This is a genomic window from Mesorhizobium alhagi CCNWXJ12-2 (assembly GCF_000236565.1).
Classification (GTDB): domain Bacteria; phylum Pseudomonadota; class Alphaproteobacteria; order Rhizobiales; family Rhizobiaceae; genus Allomesorhizobium; species Allomesorhizobium alhagi.
In genome coordinates, this window is record NZ_AHAM01000273.1 from 1 (window position 1) to 22030 (window position 22030).

The 22030-nt window shown below is 62.5% G+C and carries 22 protein-coding genes and 1 pseudogene; 8 read left to right on the forward strand and 15 right to left on the reverse strand.

Translation table 11 applies throughout. The annotated features are described in order from the left end of the window. The 7 genes and pseudogenes from MAXJ12_RS28885 to MAXJ12_RS40230 all read right to left on the reverse strand — a co-directional run. Positions 1–429: ABC transporter permease (locus MAXJ12_RS28885; protein ID WP_008839686.1), on the reverse strand; the 429-nt coding region annotated here is incomplete at its 3' end. After that, a complete protein-coding gene (locus MAXJ12_RS28890; RefSeq protein ID WP_008839687.1) occupies positions 429–1292 on the reverse strand; it encodes an ABC transporter permease in 864 nt (287 codons plus the stop codon). The genes MAXJ12_RS28885 and MAXJ12_RS28890, both read right to left, overlap by 1 nt. 107 nt (positions 1293–1399) lie before the next feature. Then, positions 1400–2455, reverse strand: coding sequence for an ABC transporter substrate-binding protein (locus MAXJ12_RS28895; RefSeq protein WP_008839688.1), 1056 nt, complete (start codon positions 2453–2455; stop codon positions 1400–1402). 25 nt (positions 2456–2480) lie between these two features. Further along, complete coding sequence (locus tag MAXJ12_RS28900) at positions 2481–3452, reverse strand: PfkB family carbohydrate kinase (RefSeq protein WP_008839689.1); 972 nt, start codon at positions 3450–3452, stop codon at positions 2481–2483. Beyond that, entirely contained in the window at positions 3449–4465 is a 1017-nt protein-coding gene (locus tag MAXJ12_RS28905; protein ID WP_008839690.1) for an ADP-ribosylglycohydrolase family protein, read from the reverse strand. The genes MAXJ12_RS28900 and MAXJ12_RS28905 overlap by 4 nt, the downstream gene beginning before the upstream one ends. Positions 4466–4483: 18 nt before the next feature. Further along, the gene (locus MAXJ12_RS28910; RefSeq protein ID WP_040588597.1) at positions 4484–5212 is read right to left on the reverse strand and encodes a GntR family transcriptional regulator; all 729 of its coding nucleotides are present in this window, start codon (positions 5210–5212) and stop codon (positions 4484–4486) included. A 705-nt stretch (positions 5213–5917) separates the two neighbouring features. Beyond that, positions 5918–6063, reverse strand: a pseudogene (locus tag MAXJ12_RS40230) (transposase); the annotation flags it as partial. Between the two features lie 344 nt (positions 6064–6407). On the opposite strand from MAXJ12_RS40230, the gene MAXJ12_RS28920 reads away from it, so the two are divergent. The 4 genes from MAXJ12_RS28920 (at position 6408) to MAXJ12_RS28935 (ending at position 11351) form a co-directional block, all read left to right on the forward strand. Next, on the forward strand, positions 6408–7292 hold the full coding sequence (locus tag MAXJ12_RS28920; protein WP_040588600.1) for a helix-turn-helix domain-containing protein: 885 nt from the start codon (positions 6408–6410) through the stop codon (positions 7290–7292). A gap of 132 nt (positions 7293–7424) precedes the next feature. Further along, positions 7425–8081, forward strand: coding sequence for an aldehyde dehydrogenase iron-sulfur subunit (locus MAXJ12_RS28925; RefSeq protein ID WP_008839695.1), 657 nt, complete (start codon positions 7425–7427; stop codon positions 8079–8081). Positions 8082–8084: 3 nt separating this feature from the next. Then, complete coding sequence (locus tag MAXJ12_RS28930) at positions 8085–9068, forward strand: FAD binding domain-containing protein (protein WP_008839696.1); 984 nt, start codon at positions 8085–8087, stop codon at positions 9066–9068. A gap of 6 nt (positions 9069–9074) precedes the next feature. Then, entirely contained in the window at positions 9075–11351 is a 2277-nt protein-coding gene (locus MAXJ12_RS28935) for a xanthine dehydrogenase family protein molybdopterin-binding subunit (RefSeq protein ID WP_008839697.1), read from the forward strand. A gap of 458 nt (positions 11352–11809) precedes the next feature. Here the strand turns inward: MAXJ12_RS28935 and MAXJ12_RS28940 are convergent, their stop codons facing one another. Both MAXJ12_RS28940 and MAXJ12_RS39285 read right to left on the reverse strand, forming a co-directional pair. Continuing rightward, on the reverse strand, positions 11810–12070 hold the full coding sequence (locus tag MAXJ12_RS28940; RefSeq protein ID WP_040588615.1) for a DUF982 domain-containing protein: 261 nt from the start codon (positions 12068–12070) through the stop codon (positions 11810–11812). A 151-nt stretch (positions 12071–12221) separates the two neighbouring features. Further along, positions 12222–12512, reverse strand: a complete 291-nt coding sequence (locus MAXJ12_RS39285) for a DUF982 domain-containing protein (RefSeq protein WP_008839699.1) — start codon at positions 12510–12512, stop codon at positions 12222–12224. Between the two features lie 1162 nt (positions 12513–13674). On the opposite strand from MAXJ12_RS39285, the gene MAXJ12_RS28950 reads away from it, so the two are divergent. Next, positions 13675–14154, forward strand: a complete 480-nt coding sequence (locus MAXJ12_RS28950) for a transposase (protein ID WP_008839700.1) — start codon at positions 13675–13677, stop codon at positions 14152–14154. A gap of 100 nt (positions 14155–14254) precedes the next feature. On the opposite strand, the gene MAXJ12_RS28955 is transcribed toward MAXJ12_RS28950, so the two are convergent. Beyond that, positions 14255–14590, reverse strand: coding sequence for a hypothetical protein (locus tag MAXJ12_RS28955; protein WP_008839701.1), 336 nt, complete (start codon positions 14588–14590; stop codon positions 14255–14257). A gap of 402 nt (positions 14591–14992) precedes the next feature. Between MAXJ12_RS28955 and MAXJ12_RS39750 the strand changes: the two genes are divergently transcribed. From MAXJ12_RS39750 to MAXJ12_RS28970, 3 genes are all read left to right on the forward strand, one after another. Next, positions 14993–15118, forward strand: coding sequence for a hypothetical protein (locus MAXJ12_RS39750; protein ID WP_008839702.1), 126 nt, complete (start codon positions 14993–14995; stop codon positions 15116–15118). 536 nt (positions 15119–15654) lie between these two features. Beyond that, a complete protein-coding gene (locus MAXJ12_RS28965; protein WP_139044092.1) occupies positions 15655–15951 on the forward strand; it encodes a hypothetical protein in 297 nt (98 codons plus the stop codon). Positions 15952–16532: 581 nt separating this feature from the next. Further along, entirely contained in the window at positions 16533–16772 is a 240-nt protein-coding gene (locus MAXJ12_RS28970) for a hypothetical protein (RefSeq protein WP_008839705.1), read from the forward strand. A gap of 170 nt (positions 16773–16942) precedes the next feature. On the opposite strand, the gene MAXJ12_RS28975 is transcribed toward MAXJ12_RS28970, so the two are convergent. The 5 genes from MAXJ12_RS28975 to MAXJ12_RS28995 form a co-directional block, all read right to left on the reverse strand. Continuing rightward, a complete protein-coding gene (locus MAXJ12_RS28975) occupies positions 16943–17203 on the reverse strand; it encodes a hypothetical protein (protein WP_008839706.1) in 261 nt (86 codons plus the stop codon). 268 nt (positions 17204–17471) lie between these two features. Further along, a complete protein-coding gene (locus MAXJ12_RS28980) occupies positions 17472–17714 on the reverse strand; it encodes a hypothetical protein (protein WP_008839707.1) in 243 nt (80 codons plus the stop codon). Positions 17715–18123: 409 nt separating this feature from the next. Next, a complete protein-coding gene (locus tag MAXJ12_RS28985; RefSeq protein ID WP_008839708.1) occupies positions 18124–18825 on the reverse strand; it encodes an IS6 family transposase in 702 nt (233 codons plus the stop codon). Between the two features lie 175 nt (positions 18826–19000). Further along, positions 19001–19390, reverse strand: coding sequence for a hypothetical protein (locus MAXJ12_RS28990; RefSeq protein ID WP_139044093.1), 390 nt, complete (start codon positions 19388–19390; stop codon positions 19001–19003). A gap of 96 nt (positions 19391–19486) precedes the next feature. Continuing rightward, positions 19487–22030: alpha/beta hydrolase (locus tag MAXJ12_RS28995; protein WP_008839710.1), on the reverse strand; the 2544-nt coding region annotated here is incomplete at its 5' end.

Here is a 22030-nt window from a genome sequence, read left to right on the forward strand (position 1 = left end):
CGCCAGCGCGACATGGCCGAGCAGGATGGCATGCAGGCCGCGGCCGATGCCGACGCCGAAGAAGAAGATCAGCATCGCCGTGCCGGTGATCAGCCATGGGATGGCGATCGGCGGGAAGAGCAGCACCTGCAACAGCTTCTTGCCGGCGAACTCGTAGCGGAACAGCGCCAGCGAGGCGGCCGTACCGAGCAGCGTCGCGAGGATGGTGGCGATGATGGCGATCTCGATCGAGTTCCAGGTCGCGGCGAGAAGCTGGGCGTTGTGCGACAAGTCGGCATACCATTTCGTCGTCCGCTCGAATGGCAGTTGATAGAAGGGCGAGGCGTTGAACGACATCAGCGCCATGATTACGATCGGCAGATAAAGGAAGGCGAGCAGAAGGCCGATATAGAAGCGGCCGAAGCCTTCGAGTAGTCGGGTGGTGCACATCAGGCGGCCCTCCTGAGCACCGGCGAGGCGGCGGCGAGGATGAGCAGAACCACCGCCAGCAGAATGAAGGAGAGTGCGGCACCAAGCGGCCAGTTGAACACGGCAACGAACTGGTCCTCGATGACGGTGCCGTAGAAGGTGCCGGTGCGGCCGCCAAGGATGCGCGGCTCCATGAAGGAGCCAACGACAGGCACGAAGATCAGCACGGCGCCGGCGATCAGACCGGGCATGGCCAGCGGTACGATGACGCGGCGCAGCGTTTGCAACCGGGTGGCCCCGAGCGAACGTGCCGCTTCGATCAGCGAGTCGTCGATCGCCTGCAGGGTGAGGTAACAGGTCAGCACCATGTAGGGCACGTAGGAGTGCACCAGGCCGATGATAACGGCCGGGTAGGAATACATCAGGTCGATGCTGATCCGGAACGGCAGGACGGCGTTGAGCGCGGTATCGAGGATGCCGCCCTCGCGCAGCACCATGACCCAGGAGAAGATGCGCACCAGCCCGTTCGACCAGAAGGGCAGGATAACCAGCAGGAAGATCGCCTCGCGCGCCCGGCCCTTCAGCACCTTGGCCAGCACATAGGCCGCCGGAAAGCCGATCACGGCGCACCAGAGCGTCACTTCGAGCCCGAGGCGCAGCGACGACAAGAGCAGCGTCAGATAGAGGCCGCTGGAGAAGAAGGCGGCGTAGTTCTGCACTGTCAGCGACCATGCCTTTCCGGACAGCGGCAGGTCGGTCATGAAGGAAAAGAAGGCCATGGCCGACAGCGGCAGGAAGATCGCCATCGTCAGCCAGAGATAGGCAGGCAGAAGCAGCGGCAGCGCCGGCCCTATTCCCCGCCTCCCCGCGGTTGGTGTTGCCATGCCTTTCCTCTCGTCAGTCAAGGCGAGGGCGGTGCGCGGCCCGAGGGTCGCGCAGACGCCACTCGACAGAGGCAAGCGATGCCTGCCCCGCGGGACGGTGACGCGGGCTACTTCACGTTGACCTTCAGTTCCTGCCAGATGGCGAGGTACTGCTCGCGCTGCGCATCGGTGATCGGCGCCTGGAACTGGATGCGCTCAGCCACCTTCGGATCGCCCATCATCTTGCGGTTGAAGGAGTCTTCCGGCAACGCCGCGACCGCCTTGACGTTGGCGGAAACCGGCGCGCCAACCTTGGTCACCCATTCGACATAGAAGGTCGGGTCGACCATGTAGTTGATAAAGGCCTCCGCACCTTCGACGTTCTTCGAGCCTGCCGGGATCGAGAAGGCGTCGAGCCAGGCGACCGCGCCCTCGTCCGGCACAACCAGCGAGACCGGCAGCTTGAACTGCGTCTTGGCGCGGTCGGCCGAGCCGGACCAGTAGGTGCCCACGTCGATCTGGTTGGAAGCGACCATCTGGTTCCAGTCGTTTTCCGAGCTCCAGAACGTGCGGATCTGCGGCATCAGCGAGGTGAGCTTCGCCTTCACCGCCTCCATATCCTTGATGTCGTTGATGTTCTGGCCCGATGCGATGGCGCCGAACTGGATCGCCTCGACCGCGTCGTCGCGAATGACCACCCGGCCCTTGCGCGCCTCGTCCCACATCACCGAGATGCTGGTCGGCGGCGTTTCGAAGGATTTTTCATTGATTGCGATCGCAGTGAGGCCCCACACCCACGGCACGCCGAACACCTTGCCATCCTTGTTGAGCATCGGGGAGGTCGCCTTTTCCGGGCTGATGTCGGCGTAGTTGGCGATCTTCGACGTATCGATCGGCTGGATCAGGTTTTCCGCAAGCGCCTGGCCGGTGAAGGCGGCGTTGATCATGACGACGTCGTAGAGGCCGGGATTGGTCCGCAGCTTGGTCAGCATCTCCTGTTCGGAGTTGAAGAAGTCGTTGACCACCTTGTGGCCGGTCGCCTTCTCGAAGGCTTCGACCGCCCAGGGCTCGTCGGCTCCATAGCCCTTCCAGTTGAGCACGTGTACCTCGGCGGCCTGGGCCGAGAGGGCAAAAGCGGAAACAAGGACGGTGGTGGCCGCCAGCATTGCAGTCAGTCTGGTCATCGTCGGTTCCTCTCTGTCGGTTGTGTCAGGCCGTGATTCTCCCGCGGTCCTGATCGGTTTGTTCCAACGGCCGCATAGCCGCCAGAAAGTCGTTGATCTCGGCGTCGGTCGGCGCGGACGAACCGCCGTGCCGTGTGACGGAGATGGCGGCGGCGGCATTGGCGTAGCGCGCCGCCGCGAAGGGGCTTTCGCCGCGCGCCAGAGCGCTGACGAAGGCGCCGATATGGGTGTCGCCGGCGCCGTTGGTGTCTACCGCGGCGACCTTGAAGCCGGGAATGGTCTGCGACCTGCCGTCGCGCAGCAACACATGGGCGCCGGCCTCGCCCGATCGGATCACCAGGCCGGCGGCATGCGGACAGTGCCGGCTCATCAGCAGTTCGGCGCCGGTGGCGACGTCGGCCGTGCCGGTGATTGCCGCCGCCTCCGCGGCATTGCAGCTCAGCCAGCTTGTGCGGGCCAATACGCGGGCCAGAATGTCTTTCGGTATTTCCGACACGACCGGCGTCGGGTCGAAGACGAAGGGGATTTCGGGCGGCAGCGCCTCGATCCAGCTGGCCAACGCATCTCGGCTGCCGGGATAGCTCAGCGTGTAGCCCGAGGTGAACACCCAGTCGCCTGCCTCGAGGAAGGCCGCCGGGAGGTCGGCCGCGCAAAGCGTTCCCTCCGCGCCCGGCCACGAGACGAATGTGCGTTCGGCGTCCGCGCTGACCATCACGACACAATTGCCGCTGTCCAGTTCCGGCGCGGGCGGCGTTAGCACCTCGATACGCTCCGTCGCGAAGGCCGCGCGCAAGAAATCGCCGTTCGGCCCGGTGCCATGCCGTCCGGCGAATACGACCGGCATCCCGGTCCGCCGCGCCGCGACCATCATGTTGAAGCCGCCGCCGGCGACGCGATCGTAAGAGGCAGCGGTTTTTTCCGCGCCGGGCAGCGGCAGCATGTCGATGCGGTAGACATGGTCGACAACCGCGCTGCCGGCGTGAACAAGGCGACTCATGCTGCCTCCTTTCCGCCGGCCTGGCTGAATCGCGCGGCGACCAGATCGGCGGCAAGCGCGCGAACTTCGTCGAGATCGATGCCCCGCAGTTCGGCGATACGCTGCTCCGGCAGCTCCGCCGTGCCTGCACAGGCGCCGGCCATGCCGGCGGCGATGGCGCCGATCGTGTCGGTGTCGCCGCCGAGATTGGCGCTGATCACCGCCGCTTGCCACGGATCGCCCTCGGCCACCTCGAGAACCGCGAAGGCAGCTGGCACCGACTGCTGGCTGGCGACGCCGGTACCGACGAGGTCGACAATGACACCAATCGCCTCGGCGGCCGATTTGCCGCGCACCAGTTCGCAAGCCCAGCCGATGCGGGCAGCGACATTGGGACCGACGATCCAGTGTCCGTGTTTCGCGCCGAGAGCGGCGGCATCCACGGCGTGCCGGGTAGCCTCGCGCCAATCGCAACCAGCGATGCCGTGGCTGACCGCGGCCGCTACAGCAGCGGCAGATGCAATGGCGATCGATGTGTTGTGCGTCGCGCGGCATGTTTCCGCCACCTTGGTGACCAGCGCCTCGAGCGGCTCCGGCGGCATCAGGATGCCGACCGGCGCAATTCGCATTGCCGCGCCGTTGGTGTCGCCTTCACGCCCGGCTTCCTCCGGCGGCACGCCATCGTTGATGGCATCGATGGCGCGCTTGGTTGACGGGCCGAGCAGGTCGTAGCTGCCGCGCGCCTTGACGTCGCGCTCCCAGTCGACCAGCGCGCCGACCCAGCGCTTGTGGTCGAAGCTCTCGACGGATTCCAGAAGGATGCGGCCAAGCAGCAGCGTCTGCTCGGTGTCGTCGGTGATGGCGCCCGCCGGCAGACCCTTCGACACCGGATGGTCCTCGGACGGCACCACGAAGCCGTCGACAAAGCCATAGGACGATCTGATCCGCGCGGGCGACAGAAGCTGCGTCGGCATGCCGAGCGCATCGCCGAGCGCCCCACCGATCAACGTGGCCAGCGCCCTGTCCTGCGCCATGCTCCTCCCAGACACGGCTCAGAACTCCAGATGCAGCGCGAAATGCGCGGGATTGAGCAGGCTGGTGACGTATTCGATCGGCCGTCCGTCGGCGGACCGCGTCAGCCGTCGCGTGCGCAGGAACGGCGTGCCAGGAGCGCAGCCCAGAATGGCCGCGTCTTCGGCGGACAACATCTCGATGTCGGCCCACTCCTCACCATGGTCAGGGACAAGACCGGCGCCGCGCAGCGTCTGGTGCAAAGAGCCTTCCCGCAGGCCCTTCAGCGGAACCTCCTCCAGTTCCGCCGACAAGGGCAATCGGCTGCGTTCGATCGAGATGGCGTGCCCGTCGCCGGCATTGCTGCGCGCCCGGTCGACGGCGATGAAGGCCGGATCCTCGATGCCGAGCCGGGCGGCAAGTTCGGCGTCCTCGATGACTTCAAGCCGTAGGGTGCGGGTTTCGGCGTTCGCTCCGGCATCGGCCAGCGCCTTCGACCAGCCGATCGCGTCATCGACCATCTTGCCGTCGAACGTCACGAAGGAGCCGATGCCGACCTTCGTGGTGATGAGCCCCCGGCTCGACAGCTCTTCCAGGCCTTTGCGGATGGTGTTGCGGCTGACGGAAAACCGCTGGACCAGTTCATTCTCGCTCTGCAGCCTTTCGCCGAAAGCCAGCGCACCGGAGCGGATTTCCTTTTCCAGCACCGTCGCGATCTGCTCGGGCTTACCCACTCCGGGGGACAACAACATCGCCGCGCGCCGAACCATATTAGAACCTGTTAATTGAACCTGTATAGTCCTGTTTAATATTGCCGTCAGTTTGTTCTGTCAACTCCCCACTGGATGGGTGCAATGACCTCTGACATCGATAGGCTCTCGCTTGGGAGGCCACTGCTCAAGATTTCATCTCGTTCCAACAACGCACACCCAGCGGACCGTCGAGAAGCATCCGAACCCGTTCTTCACCAATGCCAACGAGCATCTCGCCGAAGGCGACATTCCGAAATGGCGACGCCTTACGATTGAAGTAAGCGGCGAGAAGCTGATGGCCACCCATCGACGAGGTGGAGTTGGCCGACTGGGTGCATCGGAACGACGAAGCCGTGTGGGAATGGCGCGCCCGTATACGGGCGGTCAAGGCCAGCGATTAACGCTTCCGCGCCGGGCGCTCTGGTATTGACATCTGATTGACCGGCCTCATGGCCCATCATTGAAGCACGGCAGATCCATATGCGGTTGCTTCGGGCTCCAGATAGGTGATTGTGGTCCGCTATCGCGAGCCTCTCGCCAGAAGCCGTCATTCCGCAATTGATGCGGTGGACGGCTCTCCTCCCTCCCTGCGGTATGATCGCGGGATTCGAGCTGGACGAGCGCTATGATGAGCAATACCGCCGCGACCACGAAGAGCAGGACCGCCAGGGGCGGGAGGCCATTGCGGGCGAGCAGCATCACCACCGACGCCGCAATAATATTGAGGGCAGCGGCGAGGACGAGAAAGGGCGATAGAGCGGCATGGCGCTCGCACCGGATAGTGAGGCGACGGAACTGGTAGATCCATGCGAAGGTTCGCTCGACCACCCAGCGATGCTTTCCCAGTGCTTGCTGCTGGCGATGCCGCGCCAAATTCCAACGCGATCCGCTACCGCGCCTCCGAGGGCGTTGCCACGCTCTCGGCTACGTGTGCACATTCCAGTCGAGCAACTGCGCGTCGCCAGAACCTCCGGGCTTCCCGAAAGACGTGAACGACGATTGGGCGAACGAAGCCCTTCTCGAGTTCCAAATCGCTCAGCTTTCCACAATCAAAGCCGAATGTGACAACGAGATCGTTGCCCAGATGGGCACGCGCGAGTTTGGCTAGCCATTCACGTCAGTGTGTCCGAGACGGGGGTTGCCCAAGCGGCCCTATTCAATCCTAAAATGTGTTGGGCGCGAAAACTGAACCAGCCAACCCTTTGGGATAGCCATGTCTTTCAAACCAATGCTCGGCGACGGAAGCATAAATGCCCGTGGAAATTCAGCCTCGCCGCTTCGCAGCGTCTCGTGGATCAATTCGTCAGTCATCTTTGATAGTCGGCGCTGGGAGTGCAAGGAAGCTGAGCTGCGCTGGGCGGCCCCGTATCATCTGGTCGTGCTGACCGAGGCCGGTCATACGTCGCAGACCTACATCAAGTCCGACGGAAAGGAGATCTATGACGGCCGCGATCGGTCGGGGGACATCACGTTCGTTCCGGCGGGTGTCGAGCGTGTGGGCGTCTACCGCGACACCAAACTTTTCTACTCAGCTCTGTGGATCGATCCGAGCCTGGATCTGCCTGGTTGCGAAAATCTGAGCGACATGCGCCTGCACATAAACGGCCGCGATGACGTCATTGCGTCACTCTTGCGCTCCCTTTGCGCCGAGACGTCGCTCGGCCACAAGCCTTTGTCGGTCTATGTTGAACATCTCACCGCGCTGATCGTGCTTCGGCTGGGCGAGTTGAACAATGTCCGGAAAGGGAAAGCGCGCCGCGAACCACTATCTCGGCCGACGCTGGCGCGTGTACAGGACTATGTCGAGGCCAATATCGGCTCCAATATATCGCTGACCGAACTGGCGTCGGTCGCTGGCATGAGGGCCGACAGTTTCGCCCGGCGCTTCAAGGCGGCAACCGGTCTGGCCCCCTATGCCTTTGTGCTCGAAGAGCGCATTCGCAGGGCGGAAGCCCTGCTGGCTGGAACCGATGAGGCGATCGCAAATGTCGGCATTCGCCTTGGCTTTTCCAGCCAGAGCCACTTCACCTCGACATTTCGGCGCTTGAGGGGGATCGCCCCGCAGGCTTATCGGGTGAACTTTATTCCCGAATCCTGACAAGCGCTCCGGTTTTTCGAAAGAAAGCCGCCCGCCACATCACCATTTCGAGCACCGGATAGCGGATCCGGTGCGCTTGCTGGCAGCGAAGCCGGCGCCCGGATCCCTCGCAAGTGGAACCGGAGATACTCCATGAGAAAGTTGAGCGCCTGCGCACTGCTGACCCGTCGTACCGTGTTGGAAGGGAGTGCGGCCACCGGCTTGCTGATGGCTGCCGGATTGCCGGCAGCGGCAGCACCGACGCCCGCAGCGACCGCCACTGCACCAGCGTCGGCGCCGAAAATCGCGCTGCGGCTTACGATAAATTCCGAGGAACGCTTGGCGGAACTCGACCCGAGAACGACCTTGCTCGACGCGCTGCGCAACCATCTCGAGCTTCCAGGGTCGAAGAAGGGCTGCGACCACGGCCAATGCGGCGCTTGCACGGTTCTCGTCAACGGCCGCCGCATCAACGCCTGCCTGACGCTGGCTGCCATGCATGAGGGCGACGAAATCACAACGATAGAAGGACTTGCCGATGGCGACAACTTGCATCCGATGCAGGCTGCCTTCATCGAGCGCGACGGCTTCCAGTGCGGCTACTGCACGCCGGGGCAGGTTTGCTCGGCGGTGGGTATTTTGGGCGAAGCCGAGGCGGGCTGGCCAAGCCATGTCACCGCCGACGTCTCGGCCGCGGCAATAGCTCTGACGAACGTCGAGATCCGCGAACGGATGAGCGGCAATATCTGCCGCTGCGCCGCCTATCCCAACATCGTCGCCGCCATTCGCGACGTAGCCGAGAGGGCGTGAGCCATGAGACTTTTCACATACGAACGCGCAAGCGACGCATGGCAGGCCGCGTCCGCGGTCGCAGTCCAGCCGGAGGCAAAATTCATCAGCGGCGGGACCAATCTCCTTGACCTGATGAAGCTAGAGATCGAGCGGCCGGCGCATCTGGTCGACATAAGCCGGCTGGCGCTCGACCGGATAGAGGAAACTCCAGATGGCGGGCTCCGCATCGGCGCGCAGGTCCGCAACAGCGACCTTGCCGCGGATCCAAGAGTCAGATCGCGCTATTCAGTGCTGTCCCAGGCACTCCTTGCGGGCGCTTCGGGGCAGATACGCAACAAGGCATCCACCGGCGGCAATCTTCTGCAGCGCACGCGCTGCCTGCATTTCTACGACCGCAACATGCCGTGTAACAAGCGCAATCCGGGTTCTGGCTGCGCCGCCCTCGAGGGTTTCAACAGGATGAACGCGGTCCTTGGCGCCAGCGAGGCCTGTATTGCCGTGCATCCTTCGGACATGGCCGTGGCGCTTGTCGCGCTGGACGCCACCGTCGAAACGGTTTCGCCGGCGGGCGCAACCCGCACAATCCCGATCAGCGATCTTCACCGGTTGCCGGGCAGCACGCCACACATCGAGACTGAGCTCGCGCTCGGCGAAATGATCACTGCCGTGACATTGCCGCCGCCACTGCCGGGCCGTCAAATCTATCGAAAGGTACGCGACCGCGCCTCCTATGCGTTCGCGCTCGTGTCGGTCGCCGCCGTCGTCGACGTGAGCGGCGGCCATGTGCGGAGCGCGCGCGTCGCGATGGGAGGCGTTGCGCCAAAGCCTTGGCGTGCCGTTGAAGCCGAGCGGGGGCTCGTCGGGAAGGAAGCATCCGATCGGACCTTCGTTGCGGCGGCTGAAGCAGCACTTCAGGGCGCTGTCGGCCGTGGCGACAACGATTTCAAGATTCCGTTGGCGAAGCGCACGGTGCGGCACGCACTGGCCACCGCCGCAGAAATGTGAGGCGACATGACCGAGAAAACCGCGAACAAAGCCGAGAGTTTGCCTCACGGCATCATCGGCCAGCCGCTCAACCGTGTTGACGGCCCCCTCAAGGTGACAGGCCGCGCGACGTACGCCCATGAGCACGAGCTCGGCGACAAACCTGCCTACGGCCACATTCTCGGCGCCGCGATCGCGATCGGCCGCATCGTCGACATCGATACGGCCGAGGCGGAGCGCGCCCCAGGCGTCATCAAGGTCATGACGTTCAGAAATGCTCCGGCCCAGCCTGCCTTCGGCGCGCCGGTCACTCCGACCGTACCGGAAGTCTTCACCCGCGCCCGGCCCATGCTCTCGACCGACCGCGTACGCTACTATGACGAACCGGTGGCTTTGGTGGTGGCGGAAACCTTCGAGGCGGCCCGGGCGGCCGCGGGACTGGTAAGGATCAGCTACGAGAAAGAGGAAGGCGCCTTCGATCTTGCGGGACGCCTCGACGAAGCTTACGCGCCGGGACGAACCAATGCGGGCTTTGAAACCGACAGCGCGATCGGCGATTTCGAGGGTGCATTCGCAAGCGCCGCCGTCACAGTCGACGCCACATACCGGACGCCATACGAGCATCACAATCCAATGGAGCCCCACGCCACGCTCGCCGTGTGGTCGGGCGATGAACTGACGATCTATACCGGCGCTCAGACGCTCGCCAACTTTCAGGCTGGAATTGCCAACACGCTGCAGATTCCACCGGACAACGTGCGCATCGTCAGCCCGTTCGTCGGCGGCGGGTTCGGCAGCAAGCTGATCGTTCATCCCGACACCGTGCTGGCGGCGATCGCGGCGAGGGAGTTGCGGCGCCCGGTCAAGGTTGCCCTGACGCGGCAGCAGATGTTCGCGAATGCCGGCCACCGCGCTGAGATGGCCCACCAGGTTCGCCTCGGCTGCGACGGCGACGGCCGGCTGGCCGCGATGGGTTATGACGTCTGGTCGGCGACTTCCCGCTTCGAGGAGTTCTGCGAACAAACGGCCGTCTTTGCCCGTTCACTCTACGCCGCGCCGAACAGGCTGACCCGCCACAGGCTGGTCCCCGTCGACGTCAATCGCGGCGAATGGATGCGCTCGCCGGGCGAAGCGCCAGGTATGCTTGCTTTCGAATGCGCAGTGGACGAACTCGCCGAACGTCTCGGTCTCGATCCGGTCGAACTGCGACGCCGCAACGAACCGGCCGAGGATCCGGAACGCGGCATTCCGTTTTCGACACGCAACCTCGTCGCCTGCATAGATGAGGGTGCGCGCCGCTTCGGTTGGGAGAAGCGCAATGCGATGCCCGCGCGTGTGCAGGAAAGGCGAAAACTCATCGGCATGGGCATGGCTGCCGCCATCCGGCCGAACTACATCGGGGCCGCCGCCGCCCGGGTCGCGATCGACGCCGGGGGCGATGTCACCGTCCGCCTCGACATGACCGACATCGGGACCGGCACCTACACGATCCTTACCCAGATCGTTGCGGAAAGCCTGGGTGTGCCGCTTTCGGCGATCAGGATTCAACTTGGCGACAGCAGTTTCCCGCGCACGGCAGGCTCGGGCGGTTCGTGGGGCGCGGCGAGTTCCGGTTCCGCCGTCCACGACGCGTGCTCCAAACTGAGAGAGAAGATCATTCAAGCCGCGCTGTCAGACGCCGCTGACGACGCAGCCAATGCCGAGGTCAGCTTCGTCGCCGGCGAGGTTTGGATTGATGGGCGTGCCGAGCGTCTTTCCGATCTCCTTCGACGGGTCGCCCCCAACGGCATCGAGGCGGAAGGGACGGTCCAGCCCCACAGCAGGAACAATCTCTACAAGAACTACTCCCAGCATTCGTATGGAGCGCACTTCGCAGAGGTCGCTGTCGATCGCGACACGGGAGAAATCCGCATGCGCCGCATGCTCGCGGTGATCGGGGCAGGGCGAATTCTCAATGCAAAGACCGCACGCTCGCAAATCCTCGGCGGGATGATTTGGGGTCTGGGCGCGGCGCTGATGGAGGAAACGGTGCTCGACCCGCGTCATGGGCAGTTTATAAATCACGATCTCGCGGAATACCATGTTGCGGTGAATGGCGACGTCCCGGACATGGAGGTTGTGTTTTTGGAGGAGCATGACGACAAGGCCAATCCGCTGGGAGCCAAAGGCCTCGGCGAACTCGGCGTCTGCGGCGCCGGTGCGGCGATCGCCAACGCCGTCTACAACGCGACCGGCGTGCGCGTTCGCGAATTTCCAATCACGTTGGACAAGTTGCTGCCGCATCTGCCCACGGCCGCCATTTAACCGGGCTTGCGCGCTGTTTTCAGCGATCGGTGGATGATCGCGGGAAGCCGCGAACGGCCTCGACGACCGGCTGAACTGTTCCGAGCCCCCAGGCTATTGTCTGGACGAGATCTGTGGAAGGGGTAACTCGATCTTCGAACCATCTCGTCGTGGCTACCTTAGCGGTGGCGCCAAGCGGTATGAGTTGGTGACAGACGACGGATACAAGTTCGGGGCGGAGATATAGCTGGCTTCGTTTCCTTCCTGCCGGCAGGCTGTGAACGGCGCCTGAAACTAAACGACGTCGCATGGGATGGGCTGCGATTGCGCTTCCATCCGATGCTGACATTCAGCTTCCGATCGGTCCGTTCAGTGCGTGACCCCACCCGCCACTGATTACTTAATTACTCATCGCGCCGATCGGTGCCGAAAGCCCACGCCGATTTACACGCCGCCTCGCGAATGAATCGTGAGACGCGTCAGCCGGGAAAAACGCCCACGACCAGTATTCCGGCCTCGCGGGCGGCCTCGACGAAAGCCTGCCGTGCGAATTCAGGCGGCTGCTCGCCCTTCAGGACCGCAATGCAGGCTTCGCGGGCCTGCTTGTGCGGTGGGCCCCATTCCCGCTGCCAGCTGCGGAGAAGACATTCTGCTGCCGCTCGGGTTGAGGGGATGTTGATCCATTGATCGCGTCCGCCCATTTCCACACGGACATAGCTTTTCCACCGCTTGCTATCCAAATCGCCCGCCAAGAGCTCCCCTCAGTTCACCAACGGTTTGAAAGAATCGTTCGAACGGTCCGACCAAGCCGGGCCTGCCGAATCCTTGGCGAGAATGCCCATCATTCTCGAAAAGGCGACAAATGCCTTACGAGCATTGTCGGCGGAATCTTCACCGGCACTCGCGGCAAAAGCAGGAATTCACAGCGCGCTGGTAGACCGGGCTTTCTCGCCCTTTGGGATAATTGTCAAGGAAGGCGAGTGCCTCCTCCACGCTGTATATCTCCTTCACAGGCGCGGCCCACTCCGTGACGATACGTATCGGCAGAATGAACTGAAGCTTGTCCATAAGGGCGATCCCGTTGCTCTTTGCTAAACGCGGAATCCTGCCCAGGTTGCGGTCGCCCTGCTGATTTGCCAGGCAGACTTTCTGTTGGCAGGTGGCTATACTAGCCGCCACCACTCCACCCCTCCAAAAGCGGTTGGCGCCAACCAGACCCCAATCGGAAAGTAACCGGCCGATTGGTACCGCGGCGATTTTGTGGGAAAATCGGGGGAGGAGGAGAACTGAGGCTTACGCCCACCCCACGTCTGTTCGTTGCGGTGCTCGGCGCCTCGAGCCTGTCTTAAGCGGAAGTGCGCTGGAGCGAGACTTGGCAGACTGGATCGGCTGCCACGTCGACGCGTTGAAGCATTCGGCGGCACCCCGGCGCCGCCGGTGCCCGACAACGCCAGGTGGTGGTGATCTGGAAACGGTCCTCCAGTCGGTCCACACTTGCCCGTGAGTAGCGTCCAGACGGGCAAGCAGCACGACGACCAGCTTCAAAGTGCGCTGGGTTCAGCCGTCCCGCGACTTCTTCGTTCGGCACATGCGAGATCGCTTTCGCTATCAGGTAGTCCAACATTGCGCGCACTGCCCGGTCTCACGGGCCGCCGCTCGATTCCACCCCGGGTGCTCCCTGCGTGACATCGCCTCCCTGCCGGAACACCGCGGATACCTCGAGACCTCCCCGTACACCGCGCTTTGCGTTCCGGGGCGGATCCGTGCCGGAGGTCATTGAAGACGGCGTCAAGGGTTCATCGTGGACCATTATCGAAGATGGCAGTGGCTGCTATCGGGCGCTTGCACACCCTGCGCAGAACGCGCGTGGCCACGTGGGAGAAGCGTTTCACATCCTTTCGCATTGTCTTCAGCATTGCTGGGAAAAATGCATTGCTGTGGCGGACTGTTGATCGCATGGGTACGTTCTTGATGAGATCGGTTATGAGTCCGAGGCGGCATTCAGTCGGGCGTTTCGGCGCGAGTATGGCATGCCGCCCGCTGCATGGCGTCGAGAACGTGTAGCCAGCACTCCGTGATCAATGAGAGGCGCGTTGAAATGGAACCAGCGGCCCAACGTACTTGCGTGGCGCACATGCGCTGATCAGGACCGCCAGTGTCAATCGGCGTGGGGTCTTCGCGCCGATCGGCACCATTCGGAGGCGAGCATTCGCACTGCATCGGCGCCCTGCTTTTAGGCTGCGTTGACTACAATGAGAGAAGCGTTTTCGGCGGTGTTGACAAAGTCCGTAAGTTCTTGATGCTGCAAGGGAGATTAGATGTTTGACGTCGTAGGGAGTGTCTCATGGCCGACCTCAAGGAAACCGAGGCAAATCAGGTACCAGCCGAGGTGCCCGTGAAGGAACAGACACCTGATGTCAGGGAAAAGGTGGCGAAGCCGAGGAAGCGAACCGGGAAGCAGGGAGGTGCTGTACGAGCCAGAGCCGCCAGGTCGGCCCCACAGGCGTCTTCATCCAAAGCGGTCACTTCCCCTACAGCCCGAACAGCGCGGAAAATCTACTCTAAGAAAGAGCGGGCCCTAAAGCTCGGCGAGATCGAAAAGCTGATCGGACGGGGCGAGAGTATCAGGGCCGCTGTCCAGAAAGCCGGAATATCGGAACAGACCTACTATCAGTGGAAGAAGGCTGCCGGGCAGACAACACCGAGCGATGGGCTCAAGGATCTGGTGAAGCTTGAAGAAGAGAATGCCCGTCTGAAGACGCTCCTCGCCGACCGGCTCCGGAACGAAAACGCCGAACTCAGGAAAAAGCTGGGGCTTGCTTGAGTCTGTTCGGAGCCAACCTAAGCCGTTCCTGCGACTATCGGCGGGTCCGTGCGCCATGGACGCGACACGGTGAGCGCGGCAGGGGGCAAAAAGGGTCGCCTCAAAAACCTTTCGGCGGAATGAACAAACAAATCGTTCGTTTGGTGCGGGCACTTGCACACCAATGCGTCACGCCGTCCGGACTAACCTTGATGCGCGTATCGGCATAGCCAATCACTTCGCCAGTGGCGTGGATGATGTAACCGCGCAGCACTTCGCCGATTGCCTTATCCGGAACGGCCTGACAATCATCGCCGCCGCAGCACGAAGGCGGATAGGCCCATCCAGACGGTTGCGCGTCTGTCGGCATGGCTTGGTGACCGTGCGCCGTGTCGATGAACAAGCCGCCTGCGGCGACGAGAATTGATGCAATCACGGTGCCGCGAACAGCGGTCATTTGTCATTGCCTTCAAAGCGTGCGACCCCGGTCTGCGGGGTTCACAGCATTGCGTAACCGACCGCGAGCCCCAGGATTGAGGCGGCGAGAATGATTTCGCTGAAATGGATCGACATTGGATTTTTCCCTCACCGGGCAGATTGCCACAAGGCACGGCGCTGATGAAATCACGCTTGGAAGGCCCGCGAACATCATGCGTGAGCCGGCATTGGAACTGTGGCGCGCAACCTTAACGGAATAATGGTGGATATGAGACGTTGTCGATAGAGAACGCCCGCCAAAGGGAGGTCATCGACATGCGCTTTCTCATCCTGCTTTCGGTGATGCTTTTGACTGCCTGCATGACAGCGCCACGCAGTGAGGCTCCATCCGTACCGTCACCCGTCTCCACGCCGAACGGAAATGGCATGGGTAGTGGCGGCAGCGGTGGCGGCTATTAAGGCATCGGATCTCGACATGAAAAAGCCCGCCACCGTTTCCGGTATCGGGCGCGCCCTGCTCATCACTGAGCAGGCGCTGGCTCGGTAGTTGCAGGCGGCGCTGTGATTTCCGTGGGGGCCTCCGCGCCGGGCTGGAAAACGAAGTAGATGGCGATTAACAGAACAACTGCGACGGCAGCGATTATCCAGTTTCGCGTATTCATGGTGCGCGCCCTCCTTCGTGACATCGAGGCCCCCGCGTATGAGGACGTCATTCCCTTTTTCCAGAAGAGGCAAGCTGAATCTCTCTGCTTTACGGTTGTCGGTCAGAAAAACGCCCGCCAGGGGGAACCGGGGCGGGCGCTAGTTCGGGAGGAGAAGCCCGCCAATCCATCCCCCCTTATGGATGGCTGGCGCGCGGTCAGTGTCTTTGCGCCATTGCCCGTACACGACGATATGCCTCGGTTAGCTGGATAATAAGCGCGCGGCGGTTGAAGCACTGTATATGCGAGTGGTGTGACTTTGTTGCCGCAGACATGAGCAAGAGAAATGGACATCGCAAACCACTGCCGTTGATTTCCTTGGGTTTCCTGCGACACTCGGCAAGTCCACGCGACATGGATGCGACACAAGGGGGCGGAATTGATGGACGCACCGCTGGAACTCACGTCAGGCGAAGAGGAGGCGTTGACGCTGGACCGTGCCCTTACCACAGACAGCAAAGGCCGGCTGACGCTTGTCGGCCTGACAGTGGAAGAATCGATCTGGTATATCGAGCACAAGCGCCAGTGGCTAGCAGAGCGGGTAAATGACACGTTGCGTCGGAAAAGCAGAGAGGGCCGCAAGCGTTACCTGGAGCTCTACGAGCGGCACGAATTCGCGCGCCTTCAGGTCATTGGCGCTGAGCACGAGGTCCGCGCAGAAAACCCTACGAAAAACTAACCGAGCGGCTCACTGTTGGGCGGACACGAACCCAACGGTGAGCACCTGCTAAGAGCGGCCTCTCTGCTCTTGGGTGTTCTGCCCACGAGGCGAGAAGCGGTGACCTGAAGCGCGCCACGCAAGTTGGTGTCACGCGCATGCTCACGCTACCACGCTTCGTCATAGGTGGTGCTTTCGCGCTCACTCCAAACCGTCAACGCCTGGTCGGATCCCCCTTGTTGCCTCCGCCTTCCGCGCTGTAGAGAACGTCCGCATGATGCGAGAGGCCGACATTCCGCTTTTCGTGCAGGCGGTCCTCGACACCGGCTGCTAAGATGTTTGGTGAGCGCGATCACCTGCAACCGAAGATTATCGCCTACCTGCGGTCAATCGGCCGCTATGTCGAAATCTGAGCAAAGGCTTTGCCCTTCGCGGCTGCCGGCGTCGTCTATGATTGGAAGCGGCGCAGCTACATCGAACAGGCGCGCCCGAGGCATAAAAAAACGTGAGCGGCGCGCAAGGCGCAAGAAACCCGCCGCTCGACTGCGCTGACACCAGCGGCGGGCTCTTGGCCTTTACCAGCGGGTGGAAACCACTGGAGCTTGAGAAACCGGGCGATCGAATACTTGTTCCAGCCCGAAGGCGAGGCTCGCGAAGTTGTGAACTCCACCGCCTCGCCGGGTGCCGTCATCCGCCCTACAGTTGATCGGATCACCAAACGGGAGAGCCCAGCCATGCGCATTGTCATCGCCGTTCTGATTGCCCTCTTCGCCATCGCTCCAGCTGCAGCCGGCCCGGGTGACGGTAACTGCGCCAAGAAAACCCAACTGCACACAAGCTGAACAGCCGGGCCAGCGTTCCAGTTCCGTTCCCGCCACTGTGGATAAGTCGCGGATTTGTCCACGGGATGCCGCAACGTTCTGATTTCGTGCCTATTGCGTTCGCGTTGACTGCCGTCGCGGGCAGCGGAAATCTAGGGGGGCAGCAACGAGCTTCCAGACCCAGGCGAATCCTATTCGAACCGATTGATGAGGTCTCTGATCTCATCGACAGTCTCTTGGACCATGAGCTGAGTGGGGCTTTGCCCTCCGGAGCCTACAAACTGGACTGTTGTGCTTCGGTTGTTAGGGTAACGAATAAAAAAGAGCACGTTGTCCGCGTTAACGCCAACTTCGATGCCATTGTAGTCCGTCAACATAATAATCATCGCTGCCTCCCATTGTATGGCCGCAAGAAAAGCACCAACCCTGCTTGCCAGCAAGCGCTCGTTCATCGCCTAAACCCCACCCAAAGCAGGAGACGAGACGCGGCTATATCGGGAACTCCACGGTAAGGCCCTGTTGCAAAACTCCGGGCCGGAAGCCCGCCGCCTCCTTGAAACCTGCGGCGGGCTTTTTCCGCAGTACCCGAAGGAAGCGCGGAAGCTGAACGCGATGTCGAGGTGATCTGTCACGCTACCGACCACCGCCGCCCCGACATACAGCCATTCGCCGTCATGCGTGGCCGTCAGAGCCATAGGATCCGTTGAACTTGTCAGGCGATCAGAAGCCGCCGAATCCGCCAGGTGCTCCGGTCTGAGTTATGATGGTCGGATCGGAAAACCCGCCATAACCCAATTTCGGGTGATCGCATTTCGGGTCGAACATGCCGATCGGCTTGGTGCGCCGACAGTCCGCCTCCGTCTTGAAGGGATAGCCGGCAATCTGGACAGCGGTGGTCTGCGTCGTCGCGGAGCAGTTCGCCACCAGGAGCGACACGGCCACGACTGCAAGGATCTTCTTCATATGAACGCCAGCGGGCCGCCCTTGTCACGCATACAGAATGACCACCTTTGACCGCTTGGCGGACGCGCCGACTTTACCCGAGGAGGGAGGGTGCGCCGGGGCCCGCCTTGTGCGGCCAAGTGGAAATGAACCACACGCGGTTCCGAGATATCAGCACGCCCAAGGGAGGCGCACAATTGCCGCTTTCGACGGACCCCAGAGCCAGCTTTTCTGGTGAGGCTAATCCCGTTGACCTGACCTTCAACCGTTGCCTTGGCACTTCTCGGCAACCTCGCCACCGGCCCCTCGCAATCGGCATTTGAATAGCGGTCCGGCTGGAGCTGGTCGCCCTTACGCGGGTTGCTGAAAACGAACGGTTCCGTTGCAAATTTTCGGACCGGCACAGAAAACTGAGGGGGCGGCAAGAGCTTCACGCTGCGGCGATGATTTCAAACTGTTCAGCAATCGACGGATTTGGATTGTAGGCGTACCTCGCCTGCCGTTTGCGCATCATGTGGATCATGTCGACTCCAGCCAGGATAGCAGTCGCGCTTGCGAATGACTTGAAACCGAGCATCGGCCGTACCGGGCGCTTGATACACCGATGATCCTGTTCGATGCGGTTCTTGAGGTAACGGCTCTGGCGGATGCGAGTCCGCTTGGGAACGTACCGAGAGCGATGGCGCAGTCCGTTCTCGCCATCGCAGGAGACAATCGCCTCGCGGTTGGTCTGGCTGCCGTCAATGACAACCCGCTCGGGCCGGCCATGGCGTTCAAACGCTTTCCGGAAAAACCGCTTGGCCGCCGGCAGGTCGCGGTGTTCGCTGAACCAGAACTCGACGGTGTCGCCGGCGCTGTCGATCGCGCGATAGACATACATCCACTTTCCGCGAACCTTGATGTAGGTCTCGTCGACATGCCATTTCCTGGTCACGGCGCGCTTGCGTCGATTGAAGCGCTCCAGCAGCCGAGGCGAGAAGTGAACGACCCAGCGGTGGATCGTCGAATGGTCGACGCCGATGCTGCGCTCCGCCATCATTTCCTTCAGGTCGCGCAGGCTCAGACCGTAGGCCAGATACCAGCGGACGCAAAGCAGGATCACTGACTGGTCGAAATGGCGACCCTTGAACATGAACAACTCTCCGGCAAAATGCCGGTCACCTATGACACGCCGGCCGCAAGCGAAAAGTTTGCAACGGAACCGTTTTCGAGCCGCCCTCGATCTCGAACCCTAAATCGCGCGAGCGGTGCGGTGCGGCCTCAATCGCCTCGCTGGAGGCGCTGGTGGTCGAAGCACGAAGGCGCCACTATCTGGGCGTGCTATAGCGAAACTTCGAGCGCGTCTCCGGCCCCATGCCCGGCCAACCCAGGGCGATCGGGGCGCCCTTCTCGAGCCGCTGCCAATCCTTCGGAAAGGCAATGAAGGTGTAATGGCCCTTTTCGCCATCCTCGACGTCGGGCAATTCGACCTGGCCCACGAAAAGCACGGGCGTCGCGTCCATGGTCCGCGGCAGCGCTCCGTCAAGCCGCACCCTAAAGGCGATCACCTCATCCACCTCGGCAAGGGCGGATCGGACGAATCGGTACTTCTGCGGCGTGAACGGGATCCGCTCGATCCTCAGGTCAAGCAGCGCGGGCAGGCGATCACGCAGCCGCGGCCGCTGCGGCGTGGCGTTCGAGCTGTCAGTGTCTGTCATCTTGAAATCCTTTCCTGGTCCAGCCTGCGCGCTCGCCTCCGGGGGAACAAGGCTCAGAACGGTCATCACACAAAGAGTCATACATTTCATTTGGCGTTAGATTTTCACAAGTTGCAGAACGTCAAGGGCCAATGGCCGCGGCTTCGGCTGGTTCAGGCGGACCAGCAAGGCCACGATGTCGCCGGTCTTGACGCCCCCCTCCTCGGGGCGGAAGCAGCGGATTGGAAAGCGAAGCGTGGACATCATCGACTTGGTCCCCGATGGCGGGCCGTCGTCGAACGGGCGGGGCACGCCGCCCACGGCTGCGCTATTGGCCCAGGCCCGCTGGCCGGAGCCGTCCTCGATCCCCAGCTCGAACCCGATCGCATCCGGCGGATTGCTGCCGCCGTTCGAGACTTCGGCGACGCGCACCCAAACCTCGAAGAGCCTGCCATCTTCCGCCGAAAGATCGTAGCTGCCATCGAGCGGCGAGCGGAATACTCCGCCCGCGCGCCCTTCGATAACCATGCCGCTGGTATCGCCGTAGAAGGTTGAGGGCGAATAGCTTCCCCCGGGGGTCAGGTGGTATTCGTCGGCCGACAAGCCCATCGACTGCGATATCGTCTGACCCATAGAGTTCGTGCCGATCCCGGACGGCTGTTCGTGGTTGTCGACCAGGATCTGGTCCATCCACTCGAAAGAGAGATGCACCTTCGAGGTATCTATCCCCGAAGGGTGGCGGCGATAGGTGAGATAGTCGGCCAGATCGTGCCCCATCATGAACGTCCGGAACAAGGCGCAGCCATAGCGCGAGAGGATCCGCTCACAGGCCACTCGGTCAAGCACATCGGGAGGGAGTCGCAGGTCTTCGTCCAGCACCCATTCGCGGTTGAAGTAGTTGTGGTTCGCATAGTCGACGTAGATCTGCGATTTGAACGGTGCCGGGCCTGCGAGATCGTAGAACATCGCGCCCGGATTTGACGACACGTCGCCGTCGTTGGCTGGCAGGATCGTCATATAGGCATAATCGGCGGGGATGTAGACATTGTGGTTCACCGGCGCCAGCGAGATAACGGCCCGTGACGTCGCGCCGATAGAGCCGGCCTGATTGCCCGCGATCACCACAGCCTCGCCACCGCGCGAGTGCCCCATGAATCCGACTTGCCCAAATTCGATCCGGTCACCGAAAATCGCGTCGCCAGAAGAGTCCAGATCCTTGAAATGGTTCAGTGATCCAAGGATCAGTTCGGCACGGTCTTCGATGTTCTGCAGGGAATTCCCCGTGCAATTCGTGGCGTTGCAGTCCACCGATACCGCAATGAACCCCATCCGCGCGAGCTGCGTCTGCAGGTAGCGGTATCCGGTGTGATTGCCGATCTCGGTCCAGCCGCCGGGATCGCCGCAGCTCTCGTCCTCGCGGTTCTTGGGGTTGTAGTAGGTGTAATGGTTGCCGTGGGCCATCACCACCATGGGGCTGCGGCCGAGATCGCCCCAGCGTTTGTTGAAAGGTTGGTCCTCGCCGTCGTCCTCGGCCGGATAATAGACGCTGCCCTTGTAGGGGCCATCGGCATAATCCTTGAAGCCGACCGGGAAAAGATTTCGCGCCGCGGGGTCGCCACCCGTCGGCGGCGCAACACAGCGCGGCGTCACGACCCGGGCGAACCGGCTTGTGCAGCTGCCCACGACCTGGATCACATAGACAGGCGTATCGGGCTGTATAGGCTGTGTCAGCACGACGACCGGCGGGCCGCCGTCACCGATCTTCTGCATCCCCTGAAACACCTTAATCTGCGCCCCGGCAACCCAGCCGGTCACCACAACGATGGGCGCGCCGACCTCGATCGGGTGGACCGTGGGCGCCGGCAGCTCGCTGCACGGCAGGACCACAGTCGAGCCGGGATCCGAGGACGGGTTCGACGGGCACATCGTCTGCACCACCTCGATCGTCTCGCCGGTCGAGACCGCAGGGGTCATCGTCACCAGATGCGCGACGCCCCAAGTACGATAGGGACCGCTTGTCGAGCCGCCGCGCGTGACCCGAAACCGCGCGCCGTTCACGAGATTGGTGATCCTGATACGCTCGCCGCCGTCGAACACGTCGTCGATCGCCGGCACCGGCAAGGGATTCGGCGCCGGGCCCGAGTTGTAGCTCTGCGAAGGCGGGCTGGGATCGCCACAAAGCTCGGCCCAGGCCCGGGCCTGCAGGTTCAAGCCATAGTCAGGGTTCACGTTGACGCCCTGATGCTCCTTGGCGCCATCGACCCGCCCGACCTCGGTGCCGTCGGCCGTGATCCAGACATTGCAGCCAGTCAATAGGTTGGCGACGCCGGTCCGCGACCCGCATTCGAAGACCGGGCTGGGCGCGATCTCGGGCCGCGGCGGTCCGGCCGGATATTCCTGGCTGTGGTCCATCACGGTTTGAGGGGCCGACCACGGGCTGGTCACGCCCCCCGATTCCTGCCGTGCGCGGATCACCTCGCCGGGGGACAGGGGGCCGATGCCGGTGAAAGTGAAACCGTCGGGATCGGGATACCCAGCCTGGGCCGTTGCCACGGACACGCCCGCGATCTCGAGTTCGAGCTTCGCATGCGGCACGAAGCCCGTCACTGTCACGGCGGTGCCGCAGCCATAGGCGGGGGAAACGGGGGGGGGGGGGAAAAA

Coding starts and splice junctions, on each gene's coding strand:
- MAXJ12_RS28890 (WP_008839687.1), bottom strand. CDS start 1,292: ATGGCAACACCAACCGCGGGGAGGCGGGGAATAGGGCCGGCGCTGCCG.
- MAXJ12_RS28895 (WP_008839688.1), bottom strand. CDS start 2,455: ATGACCAGACTGACTGCAATGCTGGCGGCCACCACCGTCCTTGTTTCC.
- MAXJ12_RS28900 (WP_008839689.1), bottom strand. CDS start 3,452: ATGAGTCGCCTTGTTCACGCCGGCAGCGCGGTTGTCGACCATGTCTAC.
- MAXJ12_RS28905 (WP_008839690.1), bottom strand. CDS start 4,465: ATGGCGCAGGACAGGGCGCTGGCCACGTTGATCGGTGGGGCGCTCGGC.
- MAXJ12_RS28910 (WP_040588597.1), bottom strand. CDS start 5,212: ATGGTTCGGCGCGCGGCGATGTTGTTGTCCCCCGGAGTGGGTAAGCCC.
- MAXJ12_RS28920 (WP_040588600.1), top strand. CDS start 6,408: ATGTCTTTCAAACCAATGCTCGGCGACGGAAGCATAAATGCCCGTGGA.
- MAXJ12_RS28925 (WP_008839695.1), top strand. CDS start 7,425: ATGAGAAAGTTGAGCGCCTGCGCACTGCTGACCCGTCGTACCGTGTTG.
- MAXJ12_RS28930 (WP_008839696.1), top strand. CDS start 8,085: ATGAGACTTTTCACATACGAACGCGCAAGCGACGCATGGCAGGCCGCG.
- MAXJ12_RS28935 (WP_008839697.1), top strand. CDS start 9,075: ATGACCGAGAAAACCGCGAACAAAGCCGAGAGTTTGCCTCACGGCATC.
- MAXJ12_RS28950 (WP_008839700.1), top strand. CDS start 13,675: ATGGCCGACCTCAAGGAAACCGAGGCAAATCAGGTACCAGCCGAGGTG.
- MAXJ12_RS28955 (WP_008839701.1), bottom strand. CDS start 14,590: ATGACCGCTGTTCGCGGCACCGTGATTGCATCAATTCTCGTCGCCGCA.
- MAXJ12_RS39750 (WP_008839702.1), top strand. CDS start 14,993: ATGGCATGGGTAGTGGCGGCAGCGGTGGCGGCTATTAAGGCATCGGAT.
- MAXJ12_RS28965 (WP_139044092.1), top strand. CDS start 15,655: ATGGACGCACCGCTGGAACTCACGTCAGGCGAAGAGGAGGCGTTGACG.
- MAXJ12_RS28975 (WP_008839706.1), bottom strand. CDS start 17,203: ATGAACGAGCGCTTGCTGGCAAGCAGGGTTGGTGCTTTTCTTGCGGCC.
- MAXJ12_RS28980 (WP_008839707.1), bottom strand. CDS start 17,714: ATGAAGAAGATCCTTGCAGTCGTGGCCGTGTCGCTCCTGGTGGCGAAC.
- MAXJ12_RS28985 (WP_008839708.1), bottom strand. CDS start 18,825: ATGTTCAAGGGTCGCCATTTCGACCAGTCAGTGATCCTGCTTTGCGTC.
- MAXJ12_RS28990 (WP_139044093.1), bottom strand. CDS start 19,390: ATGACAGACACTGACAGCTCGAACGCCACGCCGCAGCGGCCGCGGCTG.